Origin of the sequence: Paenibacillus tyrphae, from assembly GCF_024158745.1 — a bacterium.
GTDB lineage: Bacteria > Bacillota > Bacilli > Paenibacillales > NBRC-103111 > Paenibacillus_G > Paenibacillus_G tyrfis_A.
The window spans coordinates 229,519-244,957 of the sequence record NZ_JAMZAW010000001.1 but is presented as its reverse complement, the minus strand read 5'-3'; the positions used below and the strand labels follow the sequence as shown (position 1 = coordinate 244,957).

Below are 15,439 nucleotides of genomic sequence, written 5' to 3'. Positions count from 1 at the left end.
GGGAAGGCGGAAGTGAAGCCATGATGATGAGAGGAGTTGTTTCGTCTTTGAAGCAAATACAATTCGAACGGGGAACGGTGCAGGGCGTGCGTGTGCACGTGCTGCCGACGGAGCAGTTCAAAACTTATGCATTATCGGTCTATGTGGGCAGTCCGCTTCAGGAGGATACGGTTACGCCTAACGCGCTTATTCCTTTTGTGCTGCGGCGCGGCAGCAAGGCCTACCCGGAAACGAAGCAGTTTCGCGAGAAGCTGGACGATTTGTATGGGGCCGGATTCGGGTTTGACGTGTACAAGCGCGGGGATTACCAGATGCTTCAATTCCGCATGGATGTCATTCAGGACGATTTCGTTTCCAGTCCGCAGCCGCTGCTTGATCAAGCCATTCAATTTTTGGGTGAGGCGATTACACAGCCGGCGATGGAAGGCGGAACCTTGGTCCGCAAATATATCGATTCCGAGAAAACGACGCTGCAGAAGCGGTTGGAATCCATCGTTAACGACAAAATCCGCTATGCTGCGGAACGGTGCATCGCCGAAATGTGCAGCAACGAGCCTTACCGGCTCCATCCGCTCGGCGCAATCGACCGTATCCCTTCGATTGAGGCTGAAGGTTTAACCGAACGGTATGAAGCCCTGCTGCGGCAGTCGCCGATTGATATTTATGTGGTAGGCAATACGAATCTGGAACAGGTGCTGCCCTTAATCGAGCGCTATTTTGCTGCCAGAAAGGAACGATCTTCGGATTACTCACTCAGAGCCGAGCACCGCAGTGTCGGTCAAGTAAAGGAAGTCGTCGAGCGTCTCGATGTCAATCAAGGGAAGCTGAATATGGGGCTTCGCGTGCGAACCTCGTATGCGGACGATTCGTACCCTTCGGCGCTGCTCTATAACGGTATTTTGGGAGGATATCCGCATTCCAAGCTGTTCACCAACGTCCGCGAAAAGGCGAGCTTGGCTTATTACGCCTCCTCCCGCTTGGACGGGCACAAAGGAATTCTGACGATCCAATCGGGCATCGAAATCGCAAATTACGAGAAGGCCGTCTCGATTATTAAGGAGCAGCTGAAAGCGATGGAAGAGGGGCAAATCAGCGATACGGAGCTGCAGCAGACGAAAGCGATGATTACGGGACATTTGCGCGAGCTTCAGGATTCGGCCTTCGAGTTGATCGCTTTCGATTTCAACAACCGTCTGTCCGGCGCCGATCGTACGGTTCCGGCATTGATCGAAGCGGTGGAGCAAACGGACAAAGAGCAGATCCGCCGGATGGCCCGCCAGGTGCAACTGGATACGATATATTTTTTACGTGACAACAAAGGGGGGCAATAAATGCGCACGATCCCTTATCCGCATGTGAAGGAAACGCTGTACGCCGAAGAACTTCCGAACGGACTGAGCGTTTTTGTTTTACCGAAGGAAGGCTTCCAGAAAACGTATGCCACCTTTACGACAAAGTACGGTTCAATCGATAACGATTTTCAGGTCGAAGGCGAAGCGCGGCGCAAAGTGCCCGACGGCATCGCGCACTTTTTGGAGCACAAGATGTTCGAGGAGCCGACAGGGGACATCTTTTCCGTGTTCGCTGCCCAAGGGGCTTCCGCCAATGCGTTCACAAGCTTCGACCGCACGGCTTATTTATTTTCCGCGACCGAGCACATCGAGGACAACTTGTCGACGCTGCTTAACTTTGTGCAAAATCCGTATTTTACAGATGCGAACGTTGAGAAGGAAAAGGGCATTATCGGTCAGGAGATCAATATGTACCGGGATAATCCGGACTGGCGGGCGTATTTCGGATTGATCGAAACGATGTACCATAAGCATCCGGTACATATCGATATCGCCGGAACGATCGAATCCATCGCTGAAATTACAAAAGAAATGCTGTACGAGTGTTACCATACGTTTTATCATCCGAGCAATATGAGCTTGTTTGTCGTAGGCGGGGTCAACCCGCAAGAAATTATGGAACTCGTCAAACAGAACCAGGCGGGGAAAACGTTCAGGCCGCAGGGATCGATCAATCGTTTTTTTGAAGACGAGCCGCACCAAGTGAAGGCCGCGCGCAAAGTGACCGTGCTGCCGGTCTCGCTGCCCAAGTGTTTGTTCGGCTGCAAGGAGCCGGGCCAGTCTTTGCGGGGGCGGGAGCTGCTGAAGCGGGAGCTGACTATGAAGGTGCTGCTTGACGTGCTGGTTAGCCCCAGCTCGGCGATTTATCAAAAGCTGTACGACGAGCAGCTGATTTCCGACAGCTTCGGCTCCGAGTATAATATTGCCGAAAATTATGCATTCACAGTGATCGGCGGAGATACGAAAGACCCCGAACGTTTGATCGGCCGCGTGCAGGAAGAAATCGACCGGATAAAAACGGACGGCATTGCCTCCGCCGATTTCGAGCGCAGCAAGAAGAAAAAAATCGGCGCTTTCCTGCGCCAACTCAATTCGCCTGAAGCGATCGCCAATGAATTTACGAAGTACCGGTTTAAGGGAATCGATTTGTTCGATATCCTGCCGGTGTATGAAGAGCTGACCTTGGAAGATGTGAACGAGCGGCTGCGCGCGCATTTCGATTGGAGCCGTCTGGCGGCTTCCATTGTGACTAGTGAAGCGAATGGAACCTAGTCATTGCAAGCCGTTTCCGGAGCAAACGGTGCTCGTCACGGGGGCGAGCCGCGGGATTGGCGCCGCGATCGCCTGCCGCTTTGCTTCGGTCGGCATGAATGTAGTTATTCATTACCTGAATTCGCACGAAGGGGCGAACGAAACGGCCCGCAGCTGTATGAAGCTGGGTAGCCGCGTGTTAACGGTAACGGCAGACCTGCGGTCGAGGGAGCAGATCGAACGGATGCAGGAAAAGCTGGCGCAGCACGATCTCGTTCCGGATATTTTGGTCAACAATGCGGGCATTTCCCACTATGGCCTGTTCTCCGATCTGGAGGAGTCCCAATGGGATGAAATCATGGACATTAATTTGAAGGGCGCGTTTCTGATGACGCGTCAATTTATGCCGGCGATGATCCGTCAAAAGTACGGCAGAATCATCAACGTATCCTCAATTTGGGGCATCTCCGGCGCTTCCTGCGAGGTCGCCTATTCGACCGCCAAGGGCGGCATCAATGCTTTTACGAAGGCGTTGGCGAAGGAGCTTGCCCCTTCCGGGGTCACCGTGAACGCCGTCGCTCCCGGCGCGGTCGATACGTTGATGATGGCAGGCTTTGACGAGCGGGAGAAAGAGATGATCGAGAACGATATTCCCGTCGGCCGCTTCGGCAAGCCCGATGAAATCGCGTCGCTTGTCTACTTCCTTGCGCTTCCCGAATCCGGCTACATCACGGGTCAAATCATCAGTCCCAACGGGGGCTGGCTGACCTGACGGCCCGTATAAATCCTTACCGAAATGCAAACATTAACGTCGTAACGACATTCATTTCGATAAGGAGGATGCATACATGGCTACGATGCTCAAGGTGTTCGATCGTTGGAAAGAATTTTTGGGAGAGCGTGTAGAGCAAGCGGAACGGGCAGGGATGACGGAAGAGACCATCTCGCAGCTGGCTTTTCAAATCGGTGAATTTTTGTCTGACAAAATCGATCCGGAAAATAAAGAAGAACGCGTACTGAAAGATCTGTGGGACGTATGCGACGAAGAAGAGCGCAAGGTCCTGGCACGGGCAATGGTCAAACTGGCTAAAGCACATCATTAATTATCCGGAATTTTACATGAGCCTCCTTTCCAGGGAGGCTTTTCTCTTGTTTCCTGCTGCGGCCGCTTGCCGCATTGGCTTCGCGGCCGGTTTTCTTATATACTGGTATAGACGAACGGGAGAAAGAGGTTGAACCGCAAGTGAAGAAGCTGAAACGTTTGTTTGTAGGAATAGGCATTCTAGGTTTGCTTAGCGGCTGCGGCAAGAACATCCCGGCGATCGATCCTGCCTTGCTTCAAGCAAAATCGTCGATTCTCGTCGTAACGGGGCAGGAAATGCCGGACAATGTGAAAACCGCCCTGCAAACGGCACTCATCAATTGGCGGGATAAAAAGCAGACGGCCTTCGAATGGATGGACAATACGACCGCGCTGACCGAAGAGCAGCTGTCCAAAATTAAAACCAGATCTTATGACTATATCCTTGTTGCCGGACATAATTTAGTACAAAATACGCTTCCGGCCGCCGCGGGCATCCCGGAACGTAAGTGGGTGATGCTGGACGACCAACTGGCGAGGCAATCCCCGGTGGTAGGCGGAAGCAACATCATGGTAAAGCTGGTCCCGGAGGACCGGTTCCGGAAGGAATGGAGCGAATGGGTAGGGCTGCAGCTTGATAATGGCCGGGCGATCGAATGGGTGACGACTTCGGCTTACCCGATTCCGTCCGAATGGGCGCCTTCCGAAGAAGCGGAATATATCAATTTGGCCGACGCCGAAGGCTGGTATACGCAGTTTCAATTCCAGGTACACAGTCATGGGCCCGCGTGGATCGCAGTATTCGCTCCGCTGGAAGCGGCGCAATTACAGAAATTGAAGACTATGCAGGTTCCGGTGATCAATATGGCCTCTACCGGCATTGAGCTGCAGTGGGGAGGAATTCTTGCGTCCATCGAAGACATGTTGGCCAAAAAAGCATGGACGCCGGGGATTCAGCCGTATTCGGACGCCGAAGCGAAAATCAATAAAAATTTGTGACTTTATGCCCTGAAACGGGGAGGATTTTATCGAATATTGTAGAATTCTTTTGTAACCAATCACAAACCTAGGATCGGAGAACGACGGATGATAATCGAATCAAACGAAATCAAGCAGTGGTACATGGAATACCGCATCCACAAAAACCGTCCGGGGCTTCTCGGGGATATCGCCTCCCTGATGGGGATGCTCGATATCAATATCGTCACCATCAATGGGGTAGATAACCGTACCCGCGGCATGCTTTTGCAGACGAACGATGAAGAAAAAGTTGAATTAATGGGTAAAATGTTGAAAAAAGTGGATAATATAACTATAACGGCATTGCGCCCGCCCAAGCTGGTCGATATTCTTGCCGTCCGTCACGGCCGCTATATCGAGCGGGACTCCGATGACCGGAAAACGTTCCGCTTCACCAGGGACGAACTGGGACTTTTGGTCGATTTTCTGGGCGAGCTGTTCAAACGTGACGGCAACCATGTCGTCGGGCTGCGCGGGATGCCTCGCGTCGGCAAGACCGAGTCGATTATCGCCGGAAGCGTCTGCTCCAACAAGCGGTGGACGTTCGTCTCTTCGACCTTGCTCCGCCAAACCGTGCGCAGCCAGCTTTCCGAGGATGAAATGAATCCGAACAACGTATTTATTATCGACGGGATCGTCTCGACGCTCCGTTCCAACGAAAAGCATCATATGCTGCTGCAGGAAATAATGGCGATGCCTTCCACCAAGGTGATCGAGCATCCGGATATTTTCATCCGGGAATCGCAGTACACCTACGATCATTTTGACTGCATCGTGGAGCTTAGAAATACACCGGACGAAGAAATTACATACGAGACGTTCACTGCCGGATTTGACGAATATTAATGCCCTGTCCAGGTTCTGAGCGTCGGAAAGGGGTGACCACGTGTCCGATCTGGGTCAATTGCTAAGAAAAGCCAGAGTCGAAAAGAAAATATCTCTCGATGACTTGCAGGAAACAACCAAGATTCGCAAACGGTATCTGGAAGCGATTGAGGACGGCAACTATAAAGTGCTGCCCGGGAATTTTTACGTCCGGGCTTTTATAAAGAGCTATGCCGAAGCGGTGGGGCTAGACCCGAATGAAGTATTGAACATGTATCAGAATGTCATCCCGCAACCGGAGCCGGAGCAAATCGAACCGATCCGCACCAAGCGGACCACCCGCAATACAGAATGGCTCGGGAAGTGGGCGTCCAATGTGATGGTCATTTCCTTCATCGTGCTTATTCTTGGGGTCATCTATTACTACATGAGCCAAAGCTATACCGGCAACACAAATGATGCGACCAAAGATTTGCCGAAGAAAATTACCGAAAAGGTCGAGCCCGCCGCCCAGAAGCCCGATCCCGGAAATGCCGGAGCGAATGGAGCTAACGGAACGAATGGAGCGCTTGTGGATAACAAGCCGGTGCAGGTGCCTACGCCGCCCCCGACACCGCCTCCGACGACGGAGGTCAAGCTGGTCAAAAGCGAGCGGGGAACCGATTATTACGCAGTTACGGGTACGGATAAGCTGAAAATCGAAATGAAAGTGACCGGGGATTCCTGCTGGGTCGAAGTCGATTCGCCGCCTGGCCCGAATAAAACGGTGATCGACTCCATGACGTTCAAAAACGGGGAAACGAAAACGTGGGAGTTGACCGATACGGCTTTCTTGATTTTCGGAAAAGCCAATGCCGTCGAGTTGAGCGTTAACGGCTCGCCGGTTGTCGTAGGCGATCAGCCGAACGTGAAAAAAATTCAAGTCGATATTCAAAAGTCATAGCATAAACCGCCGGCAAAACGGAAATACTGGACATCGTATACATCTGTTAACTTTTGCCTGAAGGATGTGCCACATAACTGCCAATTGGATGGTTGCCGGGCTTGGCGTCCTGTTCAGCATGCTCGGCTTGTATTTGACGCCGGATGCTTGGGGCTACGGCATTTTTTGGTTTCGGTTTGGCCCACATCCTGTTGGGTCTTCTTGACATGTTTTGCCGAAAGGCCGATAGCGACAACGCTTAAGTTTTCGGCGCATTCGAACAATACGGCTTCAAGACACGCGAAAGCTTTGTGCTGAGGGTGTCTTTTTTGTTACAATAGAGGGCGTGGAATTTAGATATGAAAGGGGAGCGGATTTTGTGAGCAGTGAAAACTCGTTTGATATCGTATCGAAGCTGGATCTTCAGGAGATGAACAACGCCATAAACCAGGCGGAAAAGGAGATCGCGACACGCTTTGATTTCAAAGGAAGCAAGAGCAGCATCTCGTTGGAGAAAGAAGAGCTGATGGTCATCTCCGACGACGATTTCAAGCTTCAAAACGTATTGGACATTTTGCAGTCCAAGATGGCGAAGCGCGGCATATCGCTTAAAAATTTGGATTACGGCAAGGTCGAGCCCGCCGCAGGCAGTACGGTGCGTCAACGGATTAAAGTCAAGCAGGGGATCGATCAAGACAACGCCAAAAAAATCAACGTGCTGATCCGCGATTCCAAACTGAAGGTGAAAAGCCAGATTCAAGGGGACCAAATTCGGGTAACCGGAAAAAGCAAAGACGACCTGCAGCAGGTGATGGCGCTGCTCCGGAAGGCGGATCTTTCGCTCGATCTTCAGTTTATCAATTTCAGGTAAGGCCAAAGAACGGTTCGGCTGCCTTACGGAAACGGGTCCGTAAGGTATTTTTGCTGCTTTTGACACCTTTTCACACGGTATATTATACTTGAACCAAACCGTTTAGTAGTAAAAGGTACTAACCATGGTGGAGGATTCTAGACATGACAGAGAAAGTGAAAGTGGTTACCTTAGGATGTGAGAAGAACCTGGTCGATTCGGAGATCATGTCCGGGCTTGTGCATGAGCGCGGGTATTCCCTGGTGAACGATAAAGAAGAAGCGACCATCATTATTGTAAATACATGCGGCTTTATCGACGCGGCCAAAGAGGAATCGGTCAATACGATTCTCGATTTGGCGGAGCTGAAGCAGACGGCCAGTCTCAAGGCGCTGATCGTATCGGGCTGTCTGACCCAGCGCTATAAGGAAGAGTTGATGAAGGAGATGCCGGAGATCGACGGAATCGTCGGCACCGGAGATTTCCATAATATCAACGACATTATCGACCAGGCGCTGGTCGGCCGCAAGCCTGTAATGGTCGGCAATCCGGTGTTCAACTACGAGCAAAAGCTGCCGAGACGAATGGCGACTCCGCGCTATACGGCTTATGTGAAAATTGCGGAGGGCTGCGACAACGCCTGTACGTTCTGCAGCATTCCGATCATGCGGGGCAAGTTCCGCAGCCGTTCCGTTGAATCGATTCTTGACGAAGTGGCCCAGTTGGCATCGCAGGGTGTCCGGGAGATCAGCCTGATCGCGCAGGATTCGACCAACTACGGGACAGATCTGTACGATACGTTCATGCTGCCGGAGCTGATGAACCGGGTAAGCGCCGTGCCGGGCATCGAATGGGTGCGGCTGCATTACGCGTATCCCGGCTTCTTTACGGACGAGCTGATCGACGTCATCGCGAACAACCCTAAAGTGTGCAAATACGTCGATATGCCTTTGCAGCATAGTGAAGACAGCATCTTGAAGCGGATGCGGCGTCCGGGACGTCAGCGGGACGCACGGGAACTGATCCGCAAAATCCGTGACCGCATTCCGGGTGTATCGCTTCGCACGTCGCTTATTGTCGGTTTCCCAGGAGAAACGGAAGAAGATTTCGAGAATCTGAAATCGTTTATCAGCGAAGTGAAATTCGACCGTCTAGGCGTGTTCACTTATTCCAAGGAGGAAGATACGCCGGCTTCCCGTCTGCCGGACCAAGTGCCGGACGATGTCAAAGAATACCGCTCGAACGTGCTCATGGAGCTGCAGCGCGAAATTGCAAACGAGCGCAACGGCGAGCGGATCGGTCAAGTGATCGACGTGTTGATCGAAAAATACGACGGGCGCAACGACGTCTACGTCGGCCGTTCGCAGTACGATGCTCCCGAGATCGACGGGGAAGTGTTTGTCGGCGGCGGGGAGCTCAAAATCGGCGAAATTGCCAAGGTTCGCATTACCCACTCCTTCGAGTTTGACTTGTCCGGGGAGGTCGTGGCATGAATCTGGCCAACCGGATCACTCTGGTGAGAATATTTCTGGTTCCGATCATCATGTTATTTCTGCTCGTCAACGTTAAGTTTCCGCACATTCGCATCGAGCAGTTCAGCATTACGTACAACCAGATTATCGCGGCGCTGATCTTTATCATAGCCGCCAGCACCGACAGTTTGGACGGATATATCGCCAGAAAACGGAAGCTTGTCACCAATTTGGGCAAGCTTCTCGATCCGCTGGCCGACAAGCTTTTGGTGTCTGCCGTATTGATCTCGCTCGTTGAAATGAACAAGGTTGACGCTTGGATCGTCATTGTGATCATCAGCCGCGAGTTCGCCGTCACCGGCTTGCGGCAAATCGCTTTGCTCGAAGGGTCCGTCATAGCGGCCAGCAAATGGGGGAAATGGAAGACGGCGGCGCAGATTACGGCCATTATCGCACTGCTTATCAACAATTTTCCGTTTGCGTTCATCAACTTCCGCTTTGATATCGTGGCCAGTTGGATTGCCGCTATCATTACGATTTATTCGGGCTTCGACTATTTTATCAAAAACAAGCATGTCATTAATTTTAGCGATCAAAAACAGTAGGGAAAGCCTATTGTTTTTGTGCTGTTTGGAGGCGTACCGTGAGAGCTGAGATCATAGCCGTCGGCACCGAGCTGCTGATGGGACAAATCGTAAATACGAATGCGCAGTACTTAGCCAAAGGCCTTGCGGATATCGGCGTGGGCGTTTATTTCCAGACGGTCGTCGGCGACAACGTCTCGCGGATCAAAGAGTCGCTGCATCTCGCCAAGGGCCGTGCGGATCTCATTATTTGCACGGGCGGACTCGGACCGACGCAGGACGATTTGACAAAGGACATGCTGGGCGAGGTGCTCGGGCAAAAGCTTGTCATTCATGAGCCTTCAATGAATAAGATGACCGAGATGTTCCAGCGGCGGGGCATCCCGATGGTGGAAAGCAATGCGCGGCAGGCGCTGATGCTGGAGCAAAGCGATCCGCTGCCGAACGATACGGGGCTTGCGGTAGGCGTTGCGGTGACGCACGAGGGTACACATTACATTTTGCTGCCCGGCCCGCCCAAAGAAATGAAGCCGATGTTCGACGGGTATGCCAAGCCTTGGATTGAGTCCAAGATGGATCACGTGCAGCCGCTTTACTCGGTCATGCTGAAGTTCGCGGGGATCGGAGAGTCGGCACTGGAGCATGCCCTGATCGATTTAATCGAAGCCCAGACGGACCCGACCATCGCCCCGTATGCCAAGGAGGGCGAGGTGGCGATCCGGCTTACGACGCGCGCTTCTTCGCCTGACGAGGCGATGACCAGACTGCGTCCGCTGGAAGCGGAAATCCGGGGCCGGCTGGACGAGCATATTTACGCGGCGGAGGACCTTACCCTGGAGCAGCAGGTGCTGCATATGCTTGCGGAGAGCGGGCAAAAGCTGGCCGTAGCCGAGAGCTGCACGGGGGGCCTGCTCAGCGATCTGCTGACAGCCGTTCCGGGGAGCTCGCAATCATTTTTGGGCGGCGTCATTTGCTACTCCTCGGCATTAAAGCATAAGCTGCTTGGCGTGCCGATGGAGCTGTTGGAAGGACCGGACGCGCCGGGTGCCGTCAGTGAGGAGACCGCGGCGGAGCTTGCGCGCAATACGCTTCGTTTGCTGGAAGCGGACGTTGCCGTATCGGTTACCGGCGTCGCAGGGCCGGGCGAGACGGAAGACAAGCCGGTCGGCTTGGTCTACGTAGGTCTCGCGCACCGGAGCGGTCAAGTCTTTGCCGTCAAGCTCCAGCTGTCCGGCAACCGCGAAACGATCAAGCTGCGGGCAGCGAAAAGCGCACTCTATCATTTGTGGAAAACGATAAAATCATAGTTGCCAGAATACCCAGAATAAAGTATAATAGATGTTAGCGGAAGAACCGTAACATTTTGAACCAAACGTGTTACGGTTTTTCTTTTGCCAAGCAAGCGAATGTATGTTCGGAAAAATGCTTGTCAGCCGATTTAAAACACGGTAATATGGTATCAGCAGATAAATCAAAAAGGACGTGATTCTTTTGTCAGATCGGCGCGCAGCCTTGGAAAATGCCCTTCGTCAAATTGAAAAGCAATTCGGGAAAGGTTCGATCATGAAATTGGGCGAATCGACCCACATGCAGGTAGAGACGATCCCGAGCGGATCGCTGGCCTTGGATATTGCCCTGGGTATCGGCGGATTTCCGCGAGGTAGAATTATAGAGGTGTACGGACCGGAATCGTCCGGTAAAACGACGGTAGCGCTTCACGCCATCGCCGAAGTTCAGAAAATCGGCGGCACCGCGGCGTTCATCGATGCGGAGCACGCGCTGGACCCGTTGTATGCGAGCAAGCTTGGCATCAACATCGACGAGTTGCTTCTCTCCCAGCCCGATACGGGCGAGCAGGCGCTGGAAATTGCGGAAGCGCTGGTACGCAGCGGCGCGGTCGACATCATTGTCATCGACTCGGTTGCGGCTCTCGTACCGAAGGCCGAAATCGAAGGCGAGATGGGGGACTCCCACGTCGGCTTGCAAGCCCGCCTTATGTCGCAGGCGCTGCGGAAGCTGTCCGGGGCAATCAACAAGTCAAAAACGATCGCTATCTTTATCAACCAATTGCGCGAGAAGGTCGGCGTTATGTTCGGCAACCCGGAAACGACTCCAGGGGGCCGCGCGCTCAAGTTTTATTCGTCCGTCAGGCTTGACGTACGCCGCGTAGAGACGATTAAGCAAGGCAATGATATGGTCGGTAACCGGACCCGGATCAAAGTCGTTAAGAACAAAGTAGCGCCTCCGTTCAAGCAAGCGGATATCGATATTATGTACGGCGAAGGCATTTCCAGGGAAGGCAGTATCGTCGATATCGCCACCGAGATGGATGTCATCCAGAAGAGCGGCGCATGGTATTCTTACAATAACGACCGTCTCGGCCAAGGACGTGAAAATGCGAAGCAGTTCCTTAAGGAAAACTCGCATATTGCGGATGTCATCGAGAAGAAAATTCGCGAGAATAGCAACCTGATTCCGGTAGTAGGGCCGAATACGGATGACGACGAAGAAGACGAAGAATTGGCGCTGTTTGAAGAGCAAGAATAAACGTTCCGGCACCTTTAATCCAGATTAAAGGTGCCTTTGCCATTTTCAAGGGAGGTACTTGGATTCATGACCGAGCAGGAAAGGCCGCAGCTTCAATCAGGGCTGATTACGAAGGTGGAACGGCAGCGCAGGGGGCCGCACCGTTATAACATTTATATCGACGAGACCTTTGCGTTCTCGGTCCATGAGGACTTGATGATCAAGCACAGGCTGCTCAAAGGCGAAGCCGTCGAAGCGGCGCAACTTGAGCAGATATTGGCCGAGGACGAAGCGCATAAAGCTTATTTGGATGCGATCCGTCTGCTGTCCAGCCGGCTCCGCTCCGAACATGAAATGAAGGCCCGGCTAAAGCAAAAAGGGTACACGCCGGAAATCACGGCATCGACGGTTGAGCGTCTGGCGAAGGAAGGCTACTTGAACGACGAGCAATTTGCCGAACAGCTCGCCAAACAGCGCCTCGAATCGCAAAAAAAAGGGCGGCATTGGATCAAGCAGGAGCTGCAGCAAAAAGGAATTCGAAAAGATCATATTCAAGCGGCGATGGAGCAGGTGGACGAAGAAACTGAATTTGCGATGGCATACAGTCTTGCCTCGAAACGGTATCGTTCGGAGTTGGAGAAAGATCCGGTGAAGGCAAGGCGGAAAATTGCCGGTTTCTTGCAGCGTCGGGGCTATCCGGGAACGGTCGTTAGCAAAGTGCTGGCGCGTTTGCCTCGAAAAGGACCGGAGGGGGATTGGGACGAAGAGATGTTCCCGGAGGAAGAGCAATTTTAGCAAATATGGAAAACGTAATCATGCGACGGGCGGAATATCGATTCATTCGGACCGAACACCTTGACAAGCTTCTTTGTCAAAAGATAAAATAATCATGTAAATGCGATACACAGAATCTTCCTGAACAGCCCGAGGGAGATTCGAACAAAGTAAAATCGCCAATTTTTACTTTTTACTAGCGCTTGTAGAATGGATTAAACAACCTGATTATCCCAAGCTTACCCCTTGGAGAAACAACGAGGAGGTGAACTGGATGCCTATGACAGTCATCTGGATCATAGTCGTTCTCGTTGTTGGTGCTCTATGCTTCGGGATCGGTTATTTTATCCGCAAGTCCCTTGCAGAGGCGAAGATTTCCAGTGCTGAACATGCTGCCGAGCAGATCAAGGAAAATGCCCGTAAAGAGGCAGAAGCACTGAAGAAAGAAGCGGTTCTGGAGGCGAAAGACGAGATTCACAAGCTCAGAACCGAAGCTGAAAAAGACATTCGTGACCGTCGAAATGAAACTCAACGACAAGAGAGACGATTGTTGCAAAAAGAGGAATCGCTGGATAAAAAATTAGAATCTCTTGAGAAAAAAGAGGAGCAGGTCGCCAACAAGGAGAAACGAATCGAAGAAACCCAAACGCAAATTGATCAGATTTATAAAGATCAAGTTGCCGAGCTGGAGCGAATTTCTGCGTTGACGATGGACGATGCCAAACAAATCATTTTGACCAACGTAGAGCAGGAAGTTCGCCATGAAACCGCTCAATTGATCAAGGAAATCGAACAGCAAGCCAAAGAAGAAGGCGACAAAAAGGCCAGAGAAATCATCACTCTCGCTATTCAACGCTGTGCGGCCGACCATGTGGCCGAAACGACCGTATCGGTCGTAGCGCTTCCGAATGAAGAGATGAAAGGCCGGATCATCGGCCGCGAAGGCCGCAATATCCGGGCGCTGGAGACGCTCACCGGTATCGATTTGATCATCGACGACACGCCGGAAGCCGTCATTCTGTCCGGGTTTGACCCGATTCGTCGGGAAATCGCCCGAACTTCCCTTGAGAAGCTTGTAGCGGACGGACGAATCCATCCGGCCCGCATTGAAGAAATGGTCGAGAAGTCCCGCAAGGAAGTCGACGAGCGGATCCGCGAATACGGGGAGCAAGCAACGTTCGAAACCGGCGTACACGGACTTCACCCCGACTTGATCAAAATTTTGGGCCGACTCAAATTCCGTACAAGCTACGGTCAAAACGTGCTCAAGCATTCCATGGAAGTGGCTTACCTCGCCGGACTGATGGCAGGAGAACTCGGAGAAGACGTGACATTGGCGAAACGTGCCGGTCTCCTTCATGACATCGGGAAAGCATTGGATCACGAAGTGGAAGGCTCTCACGTCGAGATTGGCGTTGAGATCGCCAAGAAGTACAAGGAGCATCCGGTGGTCATTAACAGTATCGCCTCGCATCACGGCGACTGTGAAGCGACTTCGGTCATCGCTATGCTGGTCGGCGCAGCTGATGCGCTGTCTGCAGCAAGACCGGGCGCGCGCCGTGAAACGCTCGAAACGTACATCAAAAGGCTCGAGAAGCTCGAAGAGATCTCCGAATCGTTCGAAGGCGTCGAGAAATCGTATGCGATCCAAGCCGGACGCGAAGTGCGCGTAATGGTTCAACCTGAAAAGGTGGACGATACCGAGGCATTCCGACTGGCAAGAGACATTACGAAGAAAATCGAAAGCGAGCTCGATTATCCGGGTCACATCAAGGTCACGGTCATTCGGGAAACGCGCGCTGTAGAATACGCCAAATAATTGCATACACTACAGAGGGAAGTGGCGATTTTGCCACTTCCCTCTCTAATTCAGCGGAAAGTTGCAGTAAATTTAAAGTGAGGTAGGGGGAGAGTCCGATGAAAATACTGTTCATTGGAGATATTGTCGGTTCGGTCGGCCGAAAAGCGTTGAAAACGTGCTTGCCGACCCTCAAAAATAAATATAACCCGCACTGGATTATCGCGAACGGAGAGAACGCGGCGGCAGGGCGGGGCATCACGGCCGCTATCGCCAAAGACTTCTTCGAGCTTGGCGTGCATGGGATCACGATGGGCAATCATACGTGGGACCAGAAGGAAATTTTCGATTTTATCGACAAGGAAGACCGAATGGTCCGGCCGGCCAATTTCCCGCAGGGAACGCCCGGCAAAGGGATGACGTTTATTAAAGTAAAGGACATCGAGCTGGCCCTCATCAATTTGCAGGGACGCACCTTTTTGCCGCCGCTCGATTGTCCGTTTGAGAAAGCGACTGAGCTGGTAGAGCAGGCCAAAAAGAGAACGAAGTACGTCTTTGTGGATTTTCATGCCGAGGCGACTTCGGAGAAGCTGGCGATGGGCTGGCATTTGGACGGTAAAGTATCCGCCGTCGTCGGGACGCACACGCACGTGCAGACGAACGACGAACGGCTGCTGTCTCAAGGCACGGCTTATGTGACGGATGTAGGGATGGTCGGCCCGCGGGACGGTATTCTCGGGATGGAGCGAAACGCCGTGCTGCAAAAATTTAAAACCCAGCTTCCCGTACGCTTTGTCGTGGACGAAGGCAAATGGCATTTTCATGCCGTCAGCATTGAGTTGGACCCGGCTACAGGGCTCGGAAAAAAGATCCAATTGATTCGCATGGATGAAGACACGATCTTGTTCGATTGAATTGACGGACAATTCAAATATTTTCGAAAATACCATCTTCGGGTAGAAGGAATTAACCGCAAATTCCTAG

At 52.3% G+C, this 15,439-nt stretch carries 15 protein-coding genes; all 15 read left to right on the top strand.

Going from position 1 to position 15,439, the window contains the following annotated elements; translation table 11 throughout:
- Positions 1 to 26 precede the first annotated feature (26 nt).
- A complete protein-coding gene (gene yfmF / locus NI000_RS01130) occupies positions 27 to 1,331 on the top strand; it encodes an EF-P 5-aminopentanol modification-associated protein YfmF (RefSeq protein WP_253407414.1) in 1,305 nt (434 codons plus the stop codon).
- Positions 1,332 to 2,624: an EF-P 5-aminopentanol modification-associated protein YfmH gene (gene yfmH / locus NI000_RS01125; protein WP_253406933.1), complete on the top strand. Its 1,293-nt coding sequence runs from the start codon at positions 1,332 to 1,334 to the stop codon at positions 2,622 to 2,624. It abuts the gene before it with no gap.
- The gene (ymfI, locus tag NI000_RS01120; protein WP_253406931.1) at positions 2,614 to 3,375 is read left to right on the top strand and encodes an elongation factor P 5-aminopentanone reductase; all 762 of its coding nucleotides are present in this window, start codon (positions 2,614 to 2,616) and stop codon (positions 3,373 to 3,375) included. The genes yfmH and ymfI overlap by 11 nt, the downstream gene beginning before the upstream one ends.
- 76 nt (positions 3,376 to 3,451) lie before the next feature.
- Complete coding sequence (locus NI000_RS01115) at positions 3,452 to 3,706, top strand: DUF3243 domain-containing protein (protein ID WP_054975389.1); 255 nt, start codon at positions 3,452 to 3,454, stop codon at positions 3,704 to 3,706.
- Between the two features lie 140 nt (positions 3,707 to 3,846).
- Entirely contained in the window at positions 3,847 to 4,683 is an 837-nt protein-coding gene (locus tag NI000_RS01110) for a hypothetical protein (protein WP_253406930.1), read from the top strand.
- Positions 4,684 to 4,770: 87 nt separating this feature from the next.
- A complete protein-coding gene (locus tag NI000_RS01105; RefSeq protein WP_054975388.1) occupies positions 4,771 to 5,550 on the top strand; it encodes a DUF3388 domain-containing protein in 780 nt (259 codons plus the stop codon).
- Between the two features lie 40 nt (positions 5,551 to 5,590).
- Positions 5,591 to 6,472, top strand: coding sequence for a helix-turn-helix domain-containing protein (locus NI000_RS01100; RefSeq protein ID WP_253406929.1), 882 nt, complete (start codon positions 5,591 to 5,593; stop codon positions 6,470 to 6,472).
- Positions 6,473 to 6,830: 358 nt separating this feature from the next.
- A complete protein-coding gene (locus tag NI000_RS01095) occupies positions 6,831 to 7,322 on the top strand; it encodes a YajQ family cyclic di-GMP-binding protein (protein ID WP_253406928.1) in 492 nt (163 codons plus the stop codon).
- A gap of 143 nt (positions 7,323 to 7,465) precedes the next feature.
- Positions 7,466 to 8,794, top strand: coding sequence for a 30S ribosomal protein S12 methylthiotransferase RimO (gene rimO, locus NI000_RS01090; protein ID WP_253406927.1), 1,329 nt, complete (start codon positions 7,466 to 7,468; stop codon positions 8,792 to 8,794).
- Positions 8,791 to 9,378, top strand: coding sequence for a CDP-diacylglycerol--glycerol-3-phosphate 3-phosphatidyltransferase (gene pgsA, locus NI000_RS01085; protein ID WP_253406926.1), 588 nt, complete (start codon positions 8,791 to 8,793; stop codon positions 9,376 to 9,378). The genes rimO and pgsA overlap by 4 nt, the downstream gene beginning before the upstream one ends.
- A 38-nt stretch (positions 9,379 to 9,416) precedes the next feature.
- Positions 9,417 to 10,664, top strand: a complete 1,248-nt coding sequence (locus NI000_RS01080; RefSeq protein ID WP_253406923.1) for a competence/damage-inducible protein A — start codon at positions 9,417 to 9,419, stop codon at positions 10,662 to 10,664.
- Positions 10,665 to 10,848: 184 nt separating this feature from the next.
- A complete protein-coding gene (gene recA / locus NI000_RS01075; protein ID WP_301292178.1) occupies positions 10,849 to 11,904 on the top strand; it encodes a recombinase RecA in 1,056 nt (351 codons plus the stop codon).
- A 66-nt stretch (positions 11,905 to 11,970) separates the two neighbouring features.
- Complete coding sequence (locus NI000_RS01070) at positions 11,971 to 12,678, top strand: RecX family transcriptional regulator (protein WP_253406921.1); 708 nt, start codon at positions 11,971 to 11,973, stop codon at positions 12,676 to 12,678.
- Between the two features lie 253 nt (positions 12,679 to 12,931).
- Positions 12,932 to 14,476 (top strand): ribonuclease Y, encoded by a 1,545-nt coding sequence (gene rny, locus NI000_RS01065; protein ID WP_108534252.1) that lies wholly within the window; start codon positions 12,932 to 12,934, stop codon positions 14,474 to 14,476.
- A 98-nt stretch (positions 14,477 to 14,574) separates the two neighbouring features.
- Entirely contained in the window at positions 14,575 to 15,369 is a 795-nt protein-coding gene (locus NI000_RS01060; RefSeq protein WP_253406919.1) for a TIGR00282 family metallophosphoesterase, read from the top strand.
- Positions 15,370 to 15,439: the final 70 nt, after the last annotated feature.

What these genes read in the sequence shown, in the direction of transcription:
- yfmF (WP_253407414.1), top strand. Translation starts at nt 27, where the DNA reads ATGAGAGGAGTTGTTTCGTCTTTGAAGCAAATACAATTCGAACGGGGA.
- yfmH (WP_253406933.1), top strand. Translation starts at nt 1,332, where the DNA reads ATGCGCACGATCCCTTATCCGCATGTGAAGGAAACGCTGTACGCCGAA.
- ymfI (WP_253406931.1), top strand. Translation starts at nt 2,614, where the DNA reads ATGGAACCTAGTCATTGCAAGCCGTTTCCGGAGCAAACGGTGCTCGTC.
- NI000_RS01115 (WP_054975389.1), top strand. Translation starts at nt 3,452, where the DNA reads ATGGCTACGATGCTCAAGGTGTTCGATCGTTGGAAAGAATTTTTGGGA.
- NI000_RS01105 (WP_054975388.1), top strand. Translation starts at nt 4,771, where the DNA reads ATGATAATCGAATCAAACGAAATCAAGCAGTGGTACATGGAATACCGC.
- rimO (WP_253406927.1), top strand. Translation starts at nt 7,466, where the DNA reads ATGACAGAGAAAGTGAAAGTGGTTACCTTAGGATGTGAGAAGAACCTG.
- pgsA (WP_253406926.1), top strand. Translation starts at nt 8,791, where the DNA reads ATGAATCTGGCCAACCGGATCACTCTGGTGAGAATATTTCTGGTTCCG.
- NI000_RS01070 (WP_253406921.1), top strand. Translation starts at nt 11,971, where the DNA reads ATGACCGAGCAGGAAAGGCCGCAGCTTCAATCAGGGCTGATTACGAAG.
- rny (WP_108534252.1), top strand. Translation starts at nt 12,932, where the DNA reads ATGCCTATGACAGTCATCTGGATCATAGTCGTTCTCGTTGTTGGTGCT.
- NI000_RS01060 (WP_253406919.1), top strand. Translation starts at nt 14,575, where the DNA reads ATGAAAATACTGTTCATTGGAGATATTGTCGGTTCGGTCGGCCGAAAA.